The organism is Stenotrophomonas sp. YJH_SMC_14-1 (genome assembly GCF_059372275.1).
Genome location: NZ_JCAFVK010000005.1, coordinates 52,035 through 68,420, shown reverse-complemented (window position 1 = coordinate 68,420; position 16,386 = coordinate 52,035). Strand labels below are relative to the sequence as shown.

The 16,386-nt window shown below is 67.1% G+C and carries 14 protein-coding genes; 4 read left to right on the top strand and 10 right to left on the bottom strand.

Annotated features, from left to right (window positions below; translation table 11 throughout):
• The first annotated feature begins 98 nt into the window (after positions 1 to 98).
• The gene (locus AC5P9P_RS13475; protein ID WP_111108677.1) at positions 99 to 2,960 is read left to right on the top strand and encodes a TonB-dependent receptor plug domain-containing protein; all 2,862 of its coding nucleotides are present in this window, start codon (positions 99 to 101) and stop codon (positions 2,958 to 2,960) included.
• 108 nt (positions 2,961 to 3,068) lie between these two features.
• Here AC5P9P_RS13475 and fhuE read toward each other — a convergent pair whose 3' ends face one another.
• The 3 genes from fhuE to AC5P9P_RS13460 form a co-directional block, all read right to left on the bottom strand.
• Positions 3,069 to 5,228 carry a ferric-rhodotorulic acid/ferric-coprogen receptor FhuE gene (gene fhuE / locus AC5P9P_RS13470; protein WP_033835232.1) on the bottom strand — a complete coding sequence of 720 codons (2,160 nt, stop codon included), beginning with the start codon at positions 5,226 to 5,228 and terminating at the stop codon, positions 3,069 to 3,071.
• 171 nt (positions 5,229 to 5,399) lie between these two features.
• Complete coding sequence (locus AC5P9P_RS13465) at positions 5,400 to 5,951, bottom strand: M23 family metallopeptidase (protein ID WP_033835231.1); 552 nt, start codon at positions 5,949 to 5,951, stop codon at positions 5,400 to 5,402.
• Positions 5,952 to 5,960: 9 nt separating this feature from the next.
• Positions 5,961 to 6,443, bottom strand: coding sequence for an Lrp/AsnC family transcriptional regulator (locus AC5P9P_RS13460; protein WP_033835230.1), 483 nt, complete (start codon positions 6,441 to 6,443; stop codon positions 5,961 to 5,963).
• 72 nt (positions 6,444 to 6,515) lie between these two features.
• Here AC5P9P_RS13460 and AC5P9P_RS13455 point away from each other — a divergent pair, with 72 nt between their 5' ends.
• Complete coding sequence (locus AC5P9P_RS13455; protein ID WP_033835229.1) at positions 6,516 to 7,385, top strand: EamA family transporter; 870 nt, start codon at positions 6,516 to 6,518, stop codon at positions 7,383 to 7,385.
• Between the two features lie 111 nt (positions 7,386 to 7,496).
• Here AC5P9P_RS13455 and AC5P9P_RS13450 read toward each other — a convergent pair whose 3' ends face one another.
• From AC5P9P_RS13450 to AC5P9P_RS13435, 4 genes are all read right to left on the bottom strand, one after another.
• Positions 7,497 to 8,234 (bottom strand): endonuclease/exonuclease/phosphatase family protein, encoded by a 738-nt coding sequence (locus AC5P9P_RS13450; protein ID WP_005411026.1) that lies wholly within the window; start codon positions 8,232 to 8,234, stop codon positions 7,497 to 7,499.
• Positions 8,235 to 8,287: 53 nt separating this feature from the next.
• Positions 8,288 to 9,124, bottom strand: a complete 837-nt coding sequence (locus AC5P9P_RS13445) for a thiol:disulfide interchange protein DsbA/DsbL (RefSeq protein WP_005414471.1) — start codon at positions 9,122 to 9,124, stop codon at positions 8,288 to 8,290.
• Between the two features lie 106 nt (positions 9,125 to 9,230).
• Positions 9,231 to 9,881, bottom strand: coding sequence for a thiol:disulfide interchange protein DsbA/DsbL (locus AC5P9P_RS13440; protein ID WP_005411024.1), 651 nt, complete (start codon positions 9,879 to 9,881; stop codon positions 9,231 to 9,233).
• Positions 9,882 to 9,987: 106 nt separating this feature from the next.
• Positions 9,988 to 10,788, bottom strand: a complete 801-nt coding sequence (locus AC5P9P_RS13435) for a c-type cytochrome (RefSeq protein ID WP_033835228.1) — start codon at positions 10,786 to 10,788, stop codon at positions 9,988 to 9,990.
• A 156-nt stretch (positions 10,789 to 10,944) separates the two neighbouring features.
• On the opposite strand from AC5P9P_RS13435, the gene yihA reads away from it, so the two are divergent.
• On the top strand, positions 10,945 to 11,547 hold the full coding sequence (gene yihA / locus AC5P9P_RS13430; protein WP_005411022.1) for a ribosome biogenesis GTP-binding protein YihA/YsxC: 603 nt from the start codon (positions 10,945 to 10,947) through the stop codon (positions 11,545 to 11,547).
• 72 nt (positions 11,548 to 11,619) lie between these two features.
• Here the strand turns inward: yihA and AC5P9P_RS13425 are convergent, their stop codons facing one another.
• The 3 genes from AC5P9P_RS13425 to AC5P9P_RS13415 all read right to left on the bottom strand — a co-directional run bounded on the left by AC5P9P_RS13425 (position 11,620) and on the right by AC5P9P_RS13415 (position 14,794).
• Entirely contained in the window at positions 11,620 to 12,591 is a 972-nt protein-coding gene (locus AC5P9P_RS13425; protein ID WP_049402420.1) for an MBL fold metallo-hydrolase, read from the bottom strand.
• Between the two features lie 677 nt (positions 12,592 to 13,268).
• On the bottom strand, positions 13,269 to 14,093 hold the full coding sequence (locus AC5P9P_RS13420) for a helix-turn-helix transcriptional regulator (RefSeq protein WP_005411020.1): 825 nt from the start codon (positions 14,091 to 14,093) through the stop codon (positions 13,269 to 13,271).
• Positions 14,090 to 14,794 (bottom strand): VIT1/CCC1 transporter family protein, encoded by a 705-nt coding sequence (locus AC5P9P_RS13415; protein WP_049403538.1) that lies wholly within the window; start codon positions 14,792 to 14,794, stop codon positions 14,090 to 14,092. Before AC5P9P_RS13415 ends, AC5P9P_RS13420 begins: the two co-directional genes overlap by 4 nt.
• Before the next feature lie 152 nt (positions 14,795 to 14,946).
• On the opposite strand from AC5P9P_RS13415, the gene AC5P9P_RS13410 reads away from it, so the two are divergent.
• Complete coding sequence (locus tag AC5P9P_RS13410) at positions 14,947 to 16,311, top strand: glutamate--cysteine ligase (protein ID WP_033835224.1); 1,365 nt, start codon at positions 14,947 to 14,949, stop codon at positions 16,309 to 16,311.
• The last annotated feature ends 75 nt before the right edge of the window (positions 16,312 to 16,386 follow it).

Here is a 16,386-nt window from a genome sequence, read left to right as displayed (position 1 = left end):
GCCTTGGTTTTTACCACTTGTTTACAAAGGAGACGCTGCCGCCATGCAGGGGGGAGCGCGGCAGTCCAAGTCCCGACATTCCTTTGGAGAGAGAGCGAATGATTCACCTGCATCACCGCCCGTTGGCGGTTGCCGTTGCGCTGTGCGTGACGGCTCTGGCACCGTTGGGTGCCGCTGCGCAATCCACCACCAACCTCGATGCGGTGGAAGTCACCGGTACCCGCATCAAGCGCGCTGAAGTCGAAGGCCAGGTGCCGATCCAGACATTGACGCGCGGTGACATCGAACGCACCGGCCTGACCTCGATCGGCGAAGTGCTGCAGCAGCTCACCGGTTCCGGTTCGGCGCTCAACGCCAAGTTCAACTCGTCCGGCAACTTCGGTTTCCCGCCCGATGGCAGTGGCGTGGGTGCCGGCTCGGCGCAGGTCGATCTGCGCCACCTGGGGGCCAAGCGCGTGCTGGTGCTGGTCGATGGCATCCGCTGGGTCAATGAGTCGTCCGCCTCCGGCGTCGGCTCGGCTACCGATCTCAATACCATTCCGCTGGCCATCGTCGAGCGCATCGAGGTGCTGGAAGATGGCGCGTCGTCGCTGTACGGCTCCGATGCCATTGCCGGCGTGGTCAACATCATCACCCGCCGTGACTTCGATGGTGCGCAGGTGACGCTGAACTACGGCGAGTACAGCAAGGGCGACGGCACGCAGAAGGGCGTGGACCTGGCCTGGGGCAAGAGTGGCGACCGCTTCAGCCTGTTCCTGGGCGCCAGCTGGACCAAGCAGGATCCGGTATTTGCCAAGGACCGCGAGCAGTCGCGCTTCCCGATTCCCGGCACCGGCCTGGCGTTCGGCAGCGGTGGCATTCCGCAGGGCCGTTTCATGTTCACCGACCCGAACACCGGTGCGGTGCAGAACATCGTGCCCAATACCGGCGTGAGCAATCCGCGTTACGACGGCAGCGCCGGCTGCAGCCGCACGGATGACTACCACTGCTTCACCACCGCCGACCGCTTCAACTTCGCCGAATACAACATGGTGCTGACGCCGTCGGAGCGCAAAGGCCTGTTCGGTCAGTTCCGCTTCGACATCACCGACAACGTGCAGTGGTACGTCAAGGCACTGGGCAACCGTCGTGAGTCGACCAACCAGGCCGGCCCGGAGCCGCTGTTCTTCGGCCCCGATGGCGCCACCGGCAATCCGCTGGCCGACAACATCGTGGTCTCGCGCCTGAATCCGTACAACCCGTTCGGCTTCGATCTGGTTTCCGGCGACAACATGAGCCTGATCGGTCGTCGCCCGGTGGAAGGCGGTGCGCGCGTGTTCAAGCAGAAAGTGGACACCACTTACTTCGCCACCGGCCTGGTCGGTGATTTCCATGCCGCCGACCGCAGCTGGTACTGGGACGTCAACGGCATGTACAGCAAGAACAAGGCCGAACAGACCAACTACGGCAGCTATGACATCTACAAGGTGAACATGGCGCTGGGCGATCCGTCCGTCTGTGCGGCCACGCCGGGCTGCGTGCCGTTGAACATCTTCGGCGGCGTCGGTTCGATCACCCCGGACATGCTGAAGTGGATCCAGCCGGTGGTGCGCGACCGCAGCCAGAACGAACTGAGCCTGTTCACCGCCAACCTGTCCAGCGAGCTGTTCTCGCTGCCGGCCGGTCCGGTATCCTTCGCCACCGGCTTCGAGTACCGCAAGTACAAGGGCTCCTACCAGCCCGATCCGCTGACGGTGATCGGCCACTACAACGGCGTGCCGTCGCAGCCGACCTCCGGTTCCTACGACGTCAACGAGGCCTACCTGGAGTTGAGCGTGCCGATCTTCGCCGATTCCTCGTTCGGCAAGAAGCTGGACCTGAGCCTGGCCGGCCGCTATTCGGACTACTCCACCTTCGGTGGCGAGTTCACGCCCAAGTACGGCCTGCGCTGGCAGGTGACCGATGACTTCGTGCTGCGCACCACCTACGCCGAGGGCTTCCGCGCACCGTCGATCGGTGAACTGTACGGCTCGGCGGCGCGTGCCGACCTGCAGCTGTTCGACCCGTGCTCGGTGGGTCTGGGCGGCACTCCGCCACGTGGCAGCGCCGCCAACTGTGCCGCGCTGGGCGTGCCGGCCGGCTTCCAGCAGGCCAACTCGCAGATCTCGGTGACCACCGGCGGCAACCGCGAGCTGGAGCCGGAACGCTCGCGCAGCTTCAGCGCCGGCTTCGTGTGGAGCCCGTGGTTCGGCAACAATGCGTCGTGGTCGGAGCGCTTCGATGTGGAGGTGACCTTCTACCGCCATGCCATCGATGGTGCGATCCAGGCGATCAACGCACAGACCCAGCTGGACCTGTGCGTGGATACGCTGGACCCGATCTACTGCGATGGCATCACCCGTGCCAGCACCGGTGCGGTCAGCAGCTTCAACAACCGCCTGACCAACCTGGGGTCGATCAAGACCGACGGCTGGGACGTGGATCTGTTCTGGACCCTGCCGCGGACCTCCATCGGCCAGTTCAAGCTGGCGTGGAAGAACACCTTCGTCGGCCGTTACGAGGCCACCGGCGCGGCCGGGCAGAAGCAGCCGCAGAAGCCGGGCGTGGAAGTGGCCGACAGCTCGATTCCGGAGTGGACCAGCAATGCCAGCATCGGCTGGACGATGGACCGCTGGAGCGCCAACTGGACGGTGCGGCACATCTCCGAGCTGACCGAGAACTGTGGCGATGCCGCGGCCTTCCCGGTGTGCAGCAACCAGGCAGCGGGCACCAACACGCTGTCGGCCACCACCTTCCACGACATGCAGGTGGGCTACAAGATCGACTGGATGAAGGGGTTGCAGCTGACCGCCGGCCTGAACAACGTGTTCGACAAGGATCCGCCGATCTGCCTGTCGTGCTCGTTGAACGGCTACGACGCTTCGACCTACGACATCCCGCGTGGCCGCTACTGGTACCTGCGCGCGGATCTGCGGTTCTGATGTGAGAGCGGCGCCGGGCTCAGCCCGGCGCCGTTGCAGCGTCGAGCCATGCTCGACTGTCCTGGATGATCGAGTCGAGCATGGCTCGACGCTACAACGCCGGTTGGATCAGAACGACCAGGTGAACGTCAGCGAGCCGTTGCGGCCATCGCCATACGCACCGTAGCCGTTGATCTGCGACAGGTACTTCTTGTCCAGCAGGTTGTTGAGGTTGGCCTGCACGCTGAACTCCGGCGAGATGCGGTAGCGCACGAAGGCGCTGACCAGTGCATAGCCACTCTGCTCGATGCGGCCGTAGGCAGGCACCGCGTAGTAGATGCGGTTCTGCCAGTTGGCACCGCCACCGACGGTCAGTTCCTGCAGCGACTGCGGGGTGTAGCTGGTGAAAAGCTTCAGGGCGGTCTGCGGCAGGTTGGTGTTGATGTCGGCGTCGTTGATGTCCTTGGCCACGTAGCGCGAGGCGCCGAAGGTGGCATTCCAGCCCGGTGCCAGTTCACCGTTCACCTCGAACTCGAAGCCACGGCTGACGGTGCCGCGTGCGGCGATCGAGGCGAACTCACCCGGGCGGCCGATGATCGGCTCGCTGGTGACCTGGGCGACGTTGTCCTGCTCGATGCGGAACACCGCCAGCGAGGCATTCAGGCGGTTGTCGAACCAAGCCCCCTTGACGCCGACCTCGTAGCTCTTGCCGTCGACCGGGTCGAGATAACGGTCGTTGCGGTCGCGGGCGGTCTGCGGCTGGAAGATCTCGGTGTAGCTGGCGTACGCGGAGTAGGTGTCGTTGATGTCATACACCAGGCCGGCGTACGGGGTGGTCACCTTGTGTTCGCGGTCGTCGTTCTCGCCTTCGCTCTTCCAGTCGGTGTAGCGGGCGCCGATGATCAGCTTCAACGGATCGGCCAGTGACAGGCGTACGGCGGCGTAACCGGCCTTCTGGGTGATGGTGCCCTGGCTGGCCAGTGCCAGCGGGTTCCAGTTCGGCTCGCTGATGTTGCCGGTCCAGTGCAGGTAGCTGGTGAACGGGTCCCAGGTCTTGCCGGCGCCACCGACCTGGTAGTCGCCGTAGTTGGCATAGTCGCGCTTGTTGTAGCTCAGTCCGGCCATGAACTGGTGCTCGCGGCCGAACAGCTGGAACGGACCGTCAACGTAGCCATCAACACCGGTGACTTTGCGCTCGGTGTTGTAGAAACCCGCGGAAGGCGAGATGCCCGTGCCGTTGGTTCTGTCGAAGTTCGACGCGCCCGTGGTCCAGTCGTTGTATGCCGGGTAGAACAGCTTGTCGTCGGCCTTGGTCTCATCGTGCGTGGCACCGACCTTGAACTTCCAGCCATTGCTGAAGGCGTGCTGCAGGGTGGCGAACGCGCGCTTGCTGGTGGTGTCCCAGTAGGTCCAGTTCGGGCTGGCGTTGAACGATTCGTCATAGCCGGTGCGCGAGCCATCGGAGTACAGCATCGGGAAGCCGCCCCAGGTCGCGCCGTTGGCGCGCTTCTGCTGGTAGTCGTAGCCCACGCTCAGCTGGGTGTCCGGGGTCAGGTCGGCGTCGATGACCGCATAGCCCAGCGTCTTGCGCTGGTTGTAGCGATCCATCTGGCCGTCGGTGTCCAGGTAGCTGCCGATCACGCGGCCGCGCACGGTGCCGCTGGCGTTCAGCGCACTGCCCACGTCCACGGTGGTGCGGGTGCGGCCCCAGTTGCCGACGTTCACCGAGACGCTGCCGTTCAGTTCGGCGCTGTCGGCATGCTTGCGGATCAGGTTCACCGACGCGGACGGATTGCCGGCACCACTGAGCAGGCCGGTGGCACCACGCACCACTTCCACGCGGTCGTACAGCGCCAGGTCCAGGCCGGAATCACCGTAGCTCCAGTTCTGCACCATCTGCGTCGGCAGGCCATCGAACTGGTAGGCATCGATGTAGAAACCGCGTGCGTAGAACTCGGTGCGTTCGCTGTCGGACTGGGTGCTGGTCACGCCGGTGGTGTTGGCCAGCACGTCGATGATGTCGTCCAGGTTCTGATCTTCGATGCGCTGGTGGCTGATGATGCTGATCGACTGCGGGATCTCGCGCGGGGCCAGGTCGAAGCGGGTACCGGCCGAGGTGCGGCGCACCGAATAGCCTTCGGCGCGTTCACCCTTCACCACCACCTTGTCGAGGTTGGTCGGATCGGCGGCGGTTTCGGCGAAGGCGGCCGGGGCCACGGCGCAGAGAACGGCGAGCACGGCAACGGACAGCCGTTGTGGCTGCGGCGTACGGAAGACGGAACGGGTCATGGGGGTCCTGGACGAGCACGCGCGCCCGGCCGGCATCCAGAGGCGAGGCGCTACGGGTGGGAAACGGACGGGCAGGCCGTCCTGGCACCACCGGAAACGAAAGAAATGGTAATACGAACTATTCCTATTTACAAATCATGAACAGATCGGTCTGCGGGTGCGCAGTGGCAGTCAGCGCAGCAATGGCAGCGGGTCGCGCGCGCCGTCGGTGCCGTAGACGCCCCAGTGCAGGTGCGGCGGCGTGCCCTTGGCGTTGCCGCTGTCGCCGACATGGCCGAGCAGATCGCCGGGTTGCACCACCTGGCCGCGTGCCAGGCCGTCGGCCCAGTCCTCCAGATGCGCGTAGTAGTAGCGTTCGCGCCCAGGCCCGATCACCCAGACCTGACGCCCGCCGAGCCCGCGTTCGCTGACATCCGCGACGACACCGGCCGTGGCGCTGCGCACTGGGGTGCCGCGTTTGGCGAAGATGTCGATGCCGGCGTGGGAGCGGTCACGGCCACGTGGCGCGCCGAAGGTATCGGCGATCTGGCGTGGCCGCACGCCGTCCACCGGCACCGGTAGTTGCGTGGCCGGCGGCATCCGCGAGAGCGCCCACAGCATCTTCGGTGCGACCGCCCATGGGCTGTTCCACAGCGTCATCGCCGCGACGAGCGCAATGGCCAGCCACAGGCCACGCAGCAACCAGCGGCGAAGGCGGTGGGCGTGGGAGGACGGTGTATTCATGGCTCGACGCTACAGAACCGGTGCCAGCGGGACCTCGAAACTCCGCTTCAACGTGCCCAGCGCCACCGAGGTGCGGAAGCGCTCGATGTTGTCATCGCCGCCGAACAACCGCTCGGTGATGGCCTCGTACTCTTCCATCGACGCCGCCGAAAGCAGCAGCAGGAAATCGCCATCGCCGGTGATGGAGTAGCACTGCTGCACCGCAGGGTCGTCCTGCACGCGGCGCCTGAACGGCGCCACGCGGTCGCACTGCTCGCTGACCACGCGCACCTCGACGATGATGGTCAGCGGCCGACCGATCTTGGCTGCGGCGACCACCGCCACGTTGGCCGCGATCACGCCACTGTCCTGCAGGCGCTTGATGCGCCGTTGCACGGCCGGGGTGGACAGGTGCACGGACTCAGCGATTTCGCGCTGCGGCAGGGTGTTGTCCCGCTGCAGGAGGTCGAGGATGGCGCGGTCGAAACTGTCGAGCACGGGAGCGATGGCCATGGCGAGCAGAAGTTGCACGAACAGGCTGTCAATTGAGCCAAGTGCTCGGCGCCGACGCAATAGACTTTGCGGATGCAGACCTCACGACTTGCGCCGATGTTGCCGGCGCTGGCGGTGCTCGGCTCGGTCACCTCGCTGGCCATCGGCACTTCCTACGCAAAACACCTGTTCCCGCTGATCGGTGCGCAGGGCACCAGCGCGCTGCGCGTGGGCTTTTCAGCGCTGTTGCTGCTGCTGTTCTGGCGGCCATGGCGCTGGAAGACCAGCCGCGTGGATGCGATCACCATCCTGCGCTACGGGCTCACTCTGGGGCTGATGAACCTGCTGTTCTACATGGCCCTGCGCACGATTCCCTTCGGCATCGCGGTGGCCATCGAGTTCACCGGGCCGCTGACGGTGGCGATGCTGTCATCACGACGCCCGATCGATTTCCTCTGGGTAGGCTGCGCGGCGGTGGGGCTGCTGTTGCTCCTGCCGATCGGCGGTGGCCCCGCGCTGGACCCGGCCGGCGTGCTGTACGCGATGGGCGCTGCGGCCTGCTGGGGCCTGTACATCGTGTTCGGCAAGCGTGCCGGTCATCTGCATGCCGGGCACTCGGTCTCGCTGGGGCTGCTGGCGGCCTCGCTGGTGGTGGTACCGGTGGGCGTGGTGCATGCCGGTGCCGCGCTGCTCGATCCGAAGATCCTGGCGGCCGGCCTGCTGGTGGCACTGGTGTCCAGCGCGATCCCGATGTCGCTGGAAATGATGGCGCTCAAGCGCCTGCCGAAGGAGACCTTCGGCATCCTGATCAGCATGGAGCCGGCGGTGGCCGCGCTGTGGGCGATGCTGTTGCTGCACGAGCACCTGCACGGGCTGCAGTGGCTGGCGATCGGCTGCACGGTGTTGGCCTCGGTGGGCAGCACGATGACCGCGCGGCGGTTGAAGGTACCCGTCACCGCCTGAAAAAAAGGGGACGGAGGGGATTAAGTCGTTTATGCCCCGATTTAGAGGGCGCGGGGCGGCGCCCGGCGCAGAGCGTGCGGACCAACGGTCCGCACCTACCGTAACGGCGAGTCAGCGCAGGGCGTCGGCCGGGACGTCGATCTGCATCGCCAGGGCGAGGTGATCGGAGAACGCGGCCGGTACGGCTTCCACGGTGCGGGTCTGCAGGCCGCTGCTGACCAGGATGTGGTCGATGGCGCGGTCCGGGCGCCAGCTGGGGAAGGTCGGCACGATGCAGCCCGGGGGCTGCAGCCGGGTCTTCTGGTACAGCACCTGCATTTCCGGGCGCTCGGCCAGGCAGTTGAAGTCGCCCATCAGTACTGCGTTGGGGTGGTCGGACAACAGCTCGGCGATGAAGCCCAGCTGCGACATCCGCGATCCCGCGCCCAGCGACAGATGGGCCACCGCCACCGCCAGGCCATCGGCGCCGTCGCCGAACTTGGCCAGCAGCACGCCGCGCCCACCGATGCGGCCGGGCAGGGCGTGATCCTGCACTTCAACCGGTTCCAGCTTGCTCAACAGGCCGTTGGCGCTGGAGGCGACCCCACCCATGCGCCGGTTCGGCTGGTGGCTCCAGTAATTGAAGCCGGCGCGCTGGGCCAAATAGTGGGTCTGGTTGGTGAAGCCCGAGCGCAGGCTGCCCGGGTCGGCCTCCTGCAGGCCGACGATGTCATGGTCGCGCGCCAAGGTGGCGATCGCGTCAAGGCTGCTGCGCTTGCGACCCGCCGGCAGCGCATGTGACCAGCTGCGGGTCACATAGTCGCTGTAGCGGCGGGTACTTGAGCCGGCCTGGATGTTGGCCGTCAGCAAGCGCAGGGTCCGTGTACGGGGGGAATTCACGGCCGGGAAACGCTTCTCTTGGATCAGTGAGCCTGGGCCGCACCGCGTTCGCGGGCGATCAGGTGGTCGGCGATGCGCAGCATGTCCGGGAAGCTCTTGCCCTTCACCAGGTACTTGCCGTTGACGATGATCGACGGGGTGCCGCTGATCTGGCTGCGCTGCGCGAACTGCTTGGCCGAGTTGGTCTTGGCATTCACCGCGAAGCTGCCCATGGTGGCGGCGAACTGCTTCGGATCCACGCCGTAGGCACCGTAGAACTTGGCGATGTCTTCCACCGAATCACGGCCGCGCTCGCCCTTCAGGGTCTTCTGCGAGTGGATGGCGGCGTACAACGCTTCGTGGGTCTTCTCCTGCACGCCCAGGGTCTGCGCGGCGTAGAAGGCACGGGCGTAGTCATCCCAGGTGCCGCCGAACATGGCCGGCACGTAGACGAAGTTCACGTCGCTCGGCAGGCCGGCCTTCCACGGGCCGACCAGCGGCTGGAATGCGGCGCAGGCCGGGCAGACGTAGCCGAAGATCTCGGTCACTTCGATCTTGCCGGTGGCCGGCTGGAACGGCTGGCCGTTCGGGATCACCTGGTAGTCGGCACCTTCCACCGGGGCCGGGCCGGTCAGTGCGGCGGTGGTCGGGGCCGGTGCGGTGGCCGGAGCCGCTTCGGCCGGGGCTTTCTCGCCTTCAGCGGCAGCCGGCGCGGCGCCTTCGCTGCCCGCCGCCGGCGCAGCAGCCGGTTCGGTGGTGGCTGCCGGGGCTGCAGCCGGTTCGGCCGGGGCCGCGGTGGTGTTGGTGCTGCCGTCATCAGCCTTGCAGGCAGCCAGGATCGGCAGCAGCGCTGCGAGGGCGAGGGCGTAACGGATCTTCATGGAAACGTCTCCAGCATCTGGAATGGTGGGGCCGGCGCCAGGCGCCGGCCAGAGGGAAATGATGACATGCGGCGGCGACAGCGCCGTGTCGGTGGTGGGTGTTGGTTCAGCGGCCGCGGGCAGCGCGGGCCTGGGCGATCAGCGCCGAGGCGATGCGCAGCTGGTCGTCGAAGCTGTTACCACGCACCAGGTACTGGCCGTTGATGATCAGCGCCGGGGTCCCCGGGATCCTGGTGCGCTGGGCGAACGCGCGCGCGGCATCGACCTTCTTCTGTACGGCGTCGCCGCGCAGGGCCTGGAGGTAACGGTCCGGGGTCACGCCATACGCCTTGTAGAAGGTGGCGAGCTCATCGGCCGAGACGTTCTGCATCGGCAGCGATCCCTGCTCGTGCAGGGCCTTGAACACGGCAGCGTGGCTGCGCTTGGCCACGCCGACCTCGTCGGCGGCGTAGTAGGCCAGTGCCCAGGCATCCCAGGCGCCACCGAAGGCAGCCGGGACCGGGGTGAAGCGCACGTCGGCCGGCAGCTTGGCCGCCCAGGCTTCCAGCTGCGGTTCGAAGTGGGCGCAATGCGGGCAGGTGTAGCCGAAGACCTCGACCACCTCGATCTTGCCGGCCAGCGGCTGGAACGGGCCCGGCTGGGCGATGCGCTCGTAGTCTTTGCCCTCGACCAGCGGGGCATTGGCGGGGGTAGCGGCGCAGGCTGCCAGCGGCAGCAGCACCAGCACGGACAACAGCAGGCGGGAAATCAACCTCATCGACACGCATCTCCGTTGAAAAAAGCAACGCCGGCGCGGTCGCCGGCGTGAAGGAAACATACCGCAGGCGCGGGCCGTGGTGGCGGCCCGGGCCGACCAGTGGTGGTCAGGGGGCGGCAGCCGGTTGCGCCGACGGGGGGGCAGTGGCCACATCGTCGGCCTTGTTGTGCAGGCCCTGCAGGTAGCTCGACAGCGCCTGCACCTCCTGCTCGCTCAGCTTCTGCGCGACGGTCGCCATGATCTGGAAGTGGGCCTTGTCGGTCTCGTTGGTCTGGCCGGCCTGGTATTCCTGCAGGCGGCGCGCGACATAGCTGGCGTGCTGACCACCGATGTGCGGATAGGCCGGACCCGGATTACCGGCACCGCTGGGGCCGTGGCACGCCATGCAGGCCGGCAGGCCGCGCTTGGCGTCGCCGCCACGGTACAGCTGCTGGCCGATCTCGTAGAACTTCATGCCCTTGTAAGGGCCGTCAGCGACTGCCGTGTCATCGGCGATGCCGGCGGTGGCCTTCTGCGTGGCGAAGAACGCGCCGATATCGCGCATGTCCTGCGGGGTGAGGTTCTGCACGAACGGCACCATCGCCACCGCCGCGCCGGAACTGCGCTGCCCATTGGCGATCAGGGCCATCTGCTGGGCGACGTAGCGTTCGCTCTGGCCGGCGATGGACGGGTACATCTCCACCGTGGAATTGCCGTCGGCGCCATGGCAGGCCGCGCAGGCCGAGGCCTTGGTCTGGCCGGCCTTGGCATCGCCCCAGTGGGTCTTGCTGAAATCCACCTCCAGCGAGGCGGTGTTGATCGGCCCGTTGTCGGGCAGCGGGGTCAACGTGGTCTGCGCGAACGCAGCAGCGGCAACGACTACAGCAGTGGCAAGGGCGGATACGGCAAGAACGCGAGCGTGGCGCATGCTGAAGCTCCGTATGGACCGGGCCGGGCGGTGGCCGCCGGCATCGCCCGGATTATCAACGCCGTTTCCGCGCACGGTCAACGCAGCAGTGCAGCAAAATGCCCGCAGAGGCCGCCGGCACGGGCGCGCGGCGCCGCAACATGCGATCCTAGGCACATGTCATTGCTCATCGAACGCGCTCGTTACCACCTTTCGGCCCACAACGTGCGGCAGCTGCCGCCCGACGAAGGGGCCGAAGTGGCCTTCGCCGGCCGCTCCAACGCCGGCAAGTCCAGTGCGCTCAACGCGCTGACCCGCCAGAACGCCCTGGCCCGTGTCTCCAAGACCCCTGGCCGTACCCAGCAGCTGGTGTTCTTCCAGGTCACCCCGGAAGCGCATCTGGTCGACCTGCCAGGTTATGGCTATGCAAAGGTGCCGCTGGACCTGCAGGCGCACTGGCAGGCCTTCATCGACAAGTATTTCCGCACCCGCGAAGCCCTGAAGGGGCTGGTGGTGGTGATGGACATCCGCCATCCGCTGAAGGACTACGACCGGCAGATGCTGTCCTACGCCGTGCAGCGCGGCCTGCCGGCGCACGCCCTGCTGACCAAGGCCGACAAGCTCAGCCGCAGCCAGCAGATGCAGTCCCTGCAGAAGGTGCGCAAGGAACTGCAATCGGCCTACGGCGACAGCGTCAGCGTGCAGGTGTTCTCCGGCGAAGACCGTACCGGCGTGGACGAAGCCCGCGGCGTGATCGGCGGCTGGCTGGGGCTGGAGTAAGGCATTTCCGGTCGCCCGGCTGGCAGCCGGGCGCTACCCGATCGGTGGGTGCCGACCTTGGTCGGCACACCCTCACAACGGCGAATACTCCGCCGGCACCCACGCATAGGCCTTGCCCTCGCCACGCACATGGCCCAGGCCTGGGAAGGGCAGGTGCGCACCGGCTACCCACCAGCCGTTGGCGGTGGCCTGCTGCAGCAGCCCGCGACGGCTGGCGATGGCCGCTGTGCGGTCCGAATCGGCCTCGAATGCCGCCTCCGGGTGCGCGAACTGCACCGCATGGAAGTGCAGCACATCACCCCATACCAGCAGTGACTGGCCCTGGCTGTCGAACCGGTAAGAGACATGGCCGGGCGTATGGCCATGGGTGTCCATCGCCACCGCGCCGCCGGGCAGGGCGTCGCCGGGGCTGAAGGTGCGCAGGTGGCCGCTGGCCTGGTATGGCGCGACCGCATTGCGTGCCAGCGGGAAGGCGAAGCGCACGCCCTTCGGCGCGGTGGCCTCGCTGGCTGGGTTGAGCCAGTAATCGGCATCCGCCTTGGACAGCCACACCGTGGCATTGGGATAGGCCGGCTTGCCCTGCGCGTCGAGTACGCCGCACAGGTGGTCCGGATGGGCGTGGGTCAGCAGCACCTCATCCACCTCGGCCGGGTCCACGCCGGAGGCGCGCAGATTGCCCAGCACCTGGCCCAGGCCGGGGCCGAAGCACTGCGCGGTGCCGGTGTCGACCAGGGTCAGGTGGTTGCCCTGGCGGATCAGGAACGCATTGATCGCGGTCTGCAGGCCCTTCTTGTCTTCCGGCACGTAACGGCCTTCCAGCAGGCGGCTGACCAGCGTCGGCGGCACGTCCACCACTTCCTGCCGGCCGAGCGCGACCACGCCGTCGAACAGGGCGGTGACCTGCAGCGCACCGATGCGCTGGTGATAGACACCAGGGACCTGCTGGGTGGGGGCGGGCGAAGTGGCCTCGGCCAGCGCGACCAGCGGCAGGGACGACAGGGCCAGCAGCAGGGCGCCGCGCAGCGGCAGGGGACGCAGGGTCATGGCGGTTCTCGGTGGATGACGGGCGGTTCCGTTGTGCCCAGAGTGCCGTGGCCGGTGTGTGCACGGCGCTCAAACCACTGCGCGGAATGCTCAGGGAAGGGGTGTTGTCTGCAGGGCTGCGCCCTGCACCCGCTACGAGCCAGGGCAACGGCCGAAGCAACAGCAACAGCGACAGCGGGCTATCCGTGGGATGGCGGGGTGGGTCCGGTTGCGGGAGACGCCGTAAACCCGTCCATGGGGGCTTGGCCGCGGCATCCATGCCGCGGACACTCCCGCAACCGGACCCGCCCCGCCTTCGACAGATCTCCGCGATCTGTCAGCTCGTGGGGTCAGATCCGTTTTCCGCAGGAAAACGGATCTGACCCCAGAGTTTCATTCGATATCTGACAGATGTGTCGACCAAGGTCGACACCTACCAACAGCCGCGCGGAACAAAGCCGCAGTTGCCAACAGCCGAGTGAACCTGTCGAAGGCGGGGCGGTGTGGGTGGGCAGGACCGTTGGCGCCATGGATGGCGCCATCGAGCCCCCAGGGACGGGTTTACGGCGTGTCCTGCCCACCCACACCGCCCCGCCATCCCACGGAATGCACGCTGTTGCTGTTGCTGTTGCTGTTGCTGTTGCTCCGGCTCTTGCTCTCGCTTCGGCGGGTGCAGGGCGCAGCCCTGCCGAACCCCCTCAAATGTCTGTGGGAGCCAGTCCGTACTGCTCGGCGAAGCGCTTGCTGAAACTCGCCGCAGACCGGTAGCCCGCGCGCGCTGCCACGGTCTTCAACGGCAGGTCCGTGGTGTAGAGCAGCTGCATGCCATGCGCCAGCCGCGCCTCGGTGAGCAGCTGGCGCAGGCTGGTGTCTTCGGCGGCAAGACGGCGGCGCAGTGTCGCGCCGCTCAACGCGAACTGTTCTTCCACATCGCGCGATTGCCAGTCGCGGGCCGGTTCGGCGGCGATGCGGTCGCGGATCTGTTCGCCCAGGCTCGGTGCCTGCGGCAGCAGCAGGTTGCCGTGGCCCTGCCGGCACAAGGTCAGTACCAGCGAGGCCAGGGCCAGCCGCGCTTCGCTGTAACGACCGTCCTGCAGCGATTGCCGCCACTGGCGCAGCACCGCGCCATGATCGATCAACGGCAGTCGCGCCATCGCCTGGCCTGGCGCGGGAAGCTCCTCGCTCCACAGCGTGCGTGCGGCCGCCAGCACTTCGGCACACAGCGGCACGATGGCACTGAGGTAGCGGCCACTGCGTGGGTCGGGGGTGTTGACCACATCGATGCGGCAGCGCTGGGTCAGCAGCAGGATGTCGCCGGGGATGAACTCCAGCGACTGGTGCGCGGTACGCACCTGCTTGCGGCCTTCCAGCAGGATCGCGAACTGCGGTTGCGGAATCTCCACCGAGCTGGCGCCATGTTCGCGCCGAGCGGTGATGCACGCATAACCTTCGGCGCGTGCGCAGCCGGCCAGGCTGGCCATCTCGGCCAGCAGTGCGGTAACTGGCGGCAGCATGCCGGTCATGTCACCTGGGCGCCGAACAGGCGACCGACGCCTGCAGCGGCGGCCATTGCCAGTGCACCCCAGAACATCACCCGCATTGCGCCGCGTACCGGCGGGGCGCCGCCGGCCTGGGCTGCCACCGCGCCGGTCAGGCACAGGCCAAGCAGGGTACTGGCCGTGGTCATCAGGGCGACCTTGTCGACCGGCGCCAGCAGGGCGGTCAGCACTGGCAGCGCCGCACCGCAGGTGAACGCACCGGCCGAGGCCAGCGCTGCCTGCAGCGGGCGGGCGCGCAGGGTATCGGTGATGCCCAGTTCGTCGCGGGCGTGGGCACCCAGCGCATCGTGGGCGGTGAGCTGTTCGGCCACCTGCCGCGCCAGCGCAGGCTTCAGGCCGCGGTGGCGGTAGATCGCGGCCAGCTCCTCCAGTTCGCTGTGCGGATCGTCGCGCAGCTCGCGCTTTTCCATTGCCAGATCGGCCTCTTCGGTGTCGGCCTGGGTCTGCACCGAGACATATTCGCCCGCCGCCATCGACATCGCGCCGGCCACGGTACCTGCCACGCCGGTGGCCAGGATGGTCGCAGCCGAGGCGCCGCTGGCGGCCACGCCGACCACCAGGCCAGCCACCGAGACGATGCCATCGTTGGCGCCCAGCACGGCGGCTCGCAGCCAGCCGACGCGCTCGGAGCGATGCAGTTCGGGGTGTCGTGAATGGCGGCTCATGGCTCTGAGTGTACGAGGGTCAAGAGGGCGTCGGTAGGATGCTGAAACCCGTCACCGTCGCATGACGCAACGGGGTGCCACGCTATAGTGCGCCCTTGCGATGGAAGGCCGCGAGCCCCACATCCCCCGCCACCGTCCAGCGAGCCTTTCCCTTGTCGAGCCCCAGCCACGTCGCCGATACCCCCATTACCGACCGCTCGCAGCTGGTGGAGGTGATCGCCTCCGGCGAGAAGCCCCGCGCGCAGTGGCGCATCGGCACCGAGCACGAGAAGTTCGGGTTCCGCCTGGATGACCTGCGCCCGCCGACCTTCGAAGGCGAGCGCGGCATCGAAGCGCTGCTCAACGGCTTGGTCCGCTTCGGCTGGGAGCCGGTGCAGGAGAACGGCAACACGATCGCCCTGCTGCGCGATGGCGCCTCGGTGACGCTGGAACCGGCCGGTCAGCTGGAACTGTCCGGCGCGGCGCTGGAGACCATCCACCAGACCTGCGTGGAGACCGGCACCCACCTCAACGAAGTGGCACAGGTGGCCGGCGAACTGCAGCTGGGTTTCCTCGGCATGGGCTTCCAGCCGAAGTGGAAGCGCGACGAGATGCCCTGGATGCCCAAGGGCCGCTACAAGATCATGCGTTCGTACATGCCCAAGGTCGGTTCGCTCGGCCTGGACATGATGACCCGCACCTGCACGGTACAGGTGAACCTGGACTACGCCACCGAAGCGGACATGGTGAAGAAGTTCCGCGTATCGCTGGCGCTGCAGCCGATCGCCACCGCGCTGTTCGCCGATTCGCCGTTCACCGAAGGCAAGCCCAACGGCTACCTGAGCTACCGCTCGCACATCTGGACCGACACCGACGCTGACCGCACCGGCATGCTCGACTTCGTGTTCGAGGGTGGCTTCGGTTACGAGCGCTATGTCGATTACCTGCTCGACGTGCCGATGTACTTCTCCTACCGCGATGGCATCTACCACGACGCCAGCGGGCAGAGTTTCCGCGACTTCCTGCAGGGCAAGCTGCCGGTGCTGCCGGGCGCGTTGCCGACGCTGCGCGACTGGTCGGACCACATGACCACCGCGTTCCCGGAAGTGCGCCTGAAGAAGTACCTGGAAATGCGCGGCGCCGATGGTGGTCCGTGGAGCCGCCTGTGTGCGCTGCCGGCGTTCTGGGTCGGCCTGCTGTACGACGACGCTGCGCTGGACGCTGCGTGGGACCTGGTGCGTGACTTCACCCTGGCCGAGCGCCATGCACTGCGCGACGGCGTGCCGAAGCATGCGATGAGCCTGCCGTTCCGCAATGGCACGGTGCGCGACCTGGCCCGCGAAGCCGTGAGGATTTCCGTCGAAGGCCTAAAGCGCCGCGCGGCGCGCAATGCCGACGGCCAGGACGAGAGCAAGTTCCTGGACGTGCTGCAGGAGATCGTCGAATCCGGGCTGACCCCGGCCGAGCGCAAGCTGGCACTGTTCCATGGCCGCTGGCACGGCGACGTCGATCCGGTGTTCCGCGAATTCGCGTACTGATCGCCATGCGGGGGTGCCGGCCAGCGGCCGGCACTACCAGAAGAAAAACCCCGGCATTGCCGGGGTTTTTCATTT

Excerpts from the sequence above, each read along its gene's own strand:
- AC5P9P_RS13475 (WP_111108677.1), top strand. The coding sequence starts at position 99 with ATGATTCACCTGCATCACCGCCCGTTGGCGGTTGCCGTTGCGCTGTGC.
- AC5P9P_RS13440 (WP_005411024.1), bottom strand. The coding sequence starts at position 9,881 with ATGAGGTTGATTTCCCGCCTGCTGTTGTCCGTGCTGGTGCTGCTGCCG.
- AC5P9P_RS13420 (WP_005411020.1), bottom strand. The coding sequence starts at position 14,093 with ATGACCGGCATGCTGCCGCCAGTTACCGCACTGCTGGCCGAGATGGCC.
- AC5P9P_RS13445 (WP_005414471.1), bottom strand. The coding sequence starts at position 9,124 with ATGAAGATCCGTTACGCCCTCGCCCTCGCAGCGCTGCTGCCGATCCTG.
- AC5P9P_RS13455 (WP_033835229.1), top strand. The coding sequence starts at position 6,516 with ATGCAGACCTCACGACTTGCGCCGATGTTGCCGGCGCTGGCGGTGCTC.
- AC5P9P_RS13460 (WP_033835230.1), bottom strand. The coding sequence starts at position 6,443 with ATGGCCATCGCTCCCGTGCTCGACAGTTTCGACCGCGCCATCCTCGAC.
- AC5P9P_RS13425 (WP_049402420.1), bottom strand. The coding sequence starts at position 12,591 with ATGACCCTGCGTCCCCTGCCGCTGCGCGGCGCCCTGCTGCTGGCCCTG.
- AC5P9P_RS13465 (WP_033835231.1), bottom strand. The coding sequence starts at position 5,951 with ATGAATACACCGTCCTCCCACGCCCACCGCCTTCGCCGCTGGTTGCTG.
- fhuE (WP_033835232.1), bottom strand. The coding sequence starts at position 5,228 with ATGACCCGTTCCGTCTTCCGTACGCCGCAGCCACAACGGCTGTCCGTT.
- AC5P9P_RS13435 (WP_033835228.1), bottom strand. The coding sequence starts at position 10,788 with ATGCGCCACGCTCGCGTTCTTGCCGTATCCGCCCTTGCCACTGCTGTA.
- AC5P9P_RS13415 (WP_049403538.1), bottom strand. The coding sequence starts at position 14,794 with ATGAGCCGCCATTCACGACACCCCGAACTGCATCGCTCCGAGCGCGTC.
- yihA (WP_005411022.1), top strand. The coding sequence starts at position 10,945 with ATGTCATTGCTCATCGAACGCGCTCGTTACCACCTTTCGGCCCACAAC.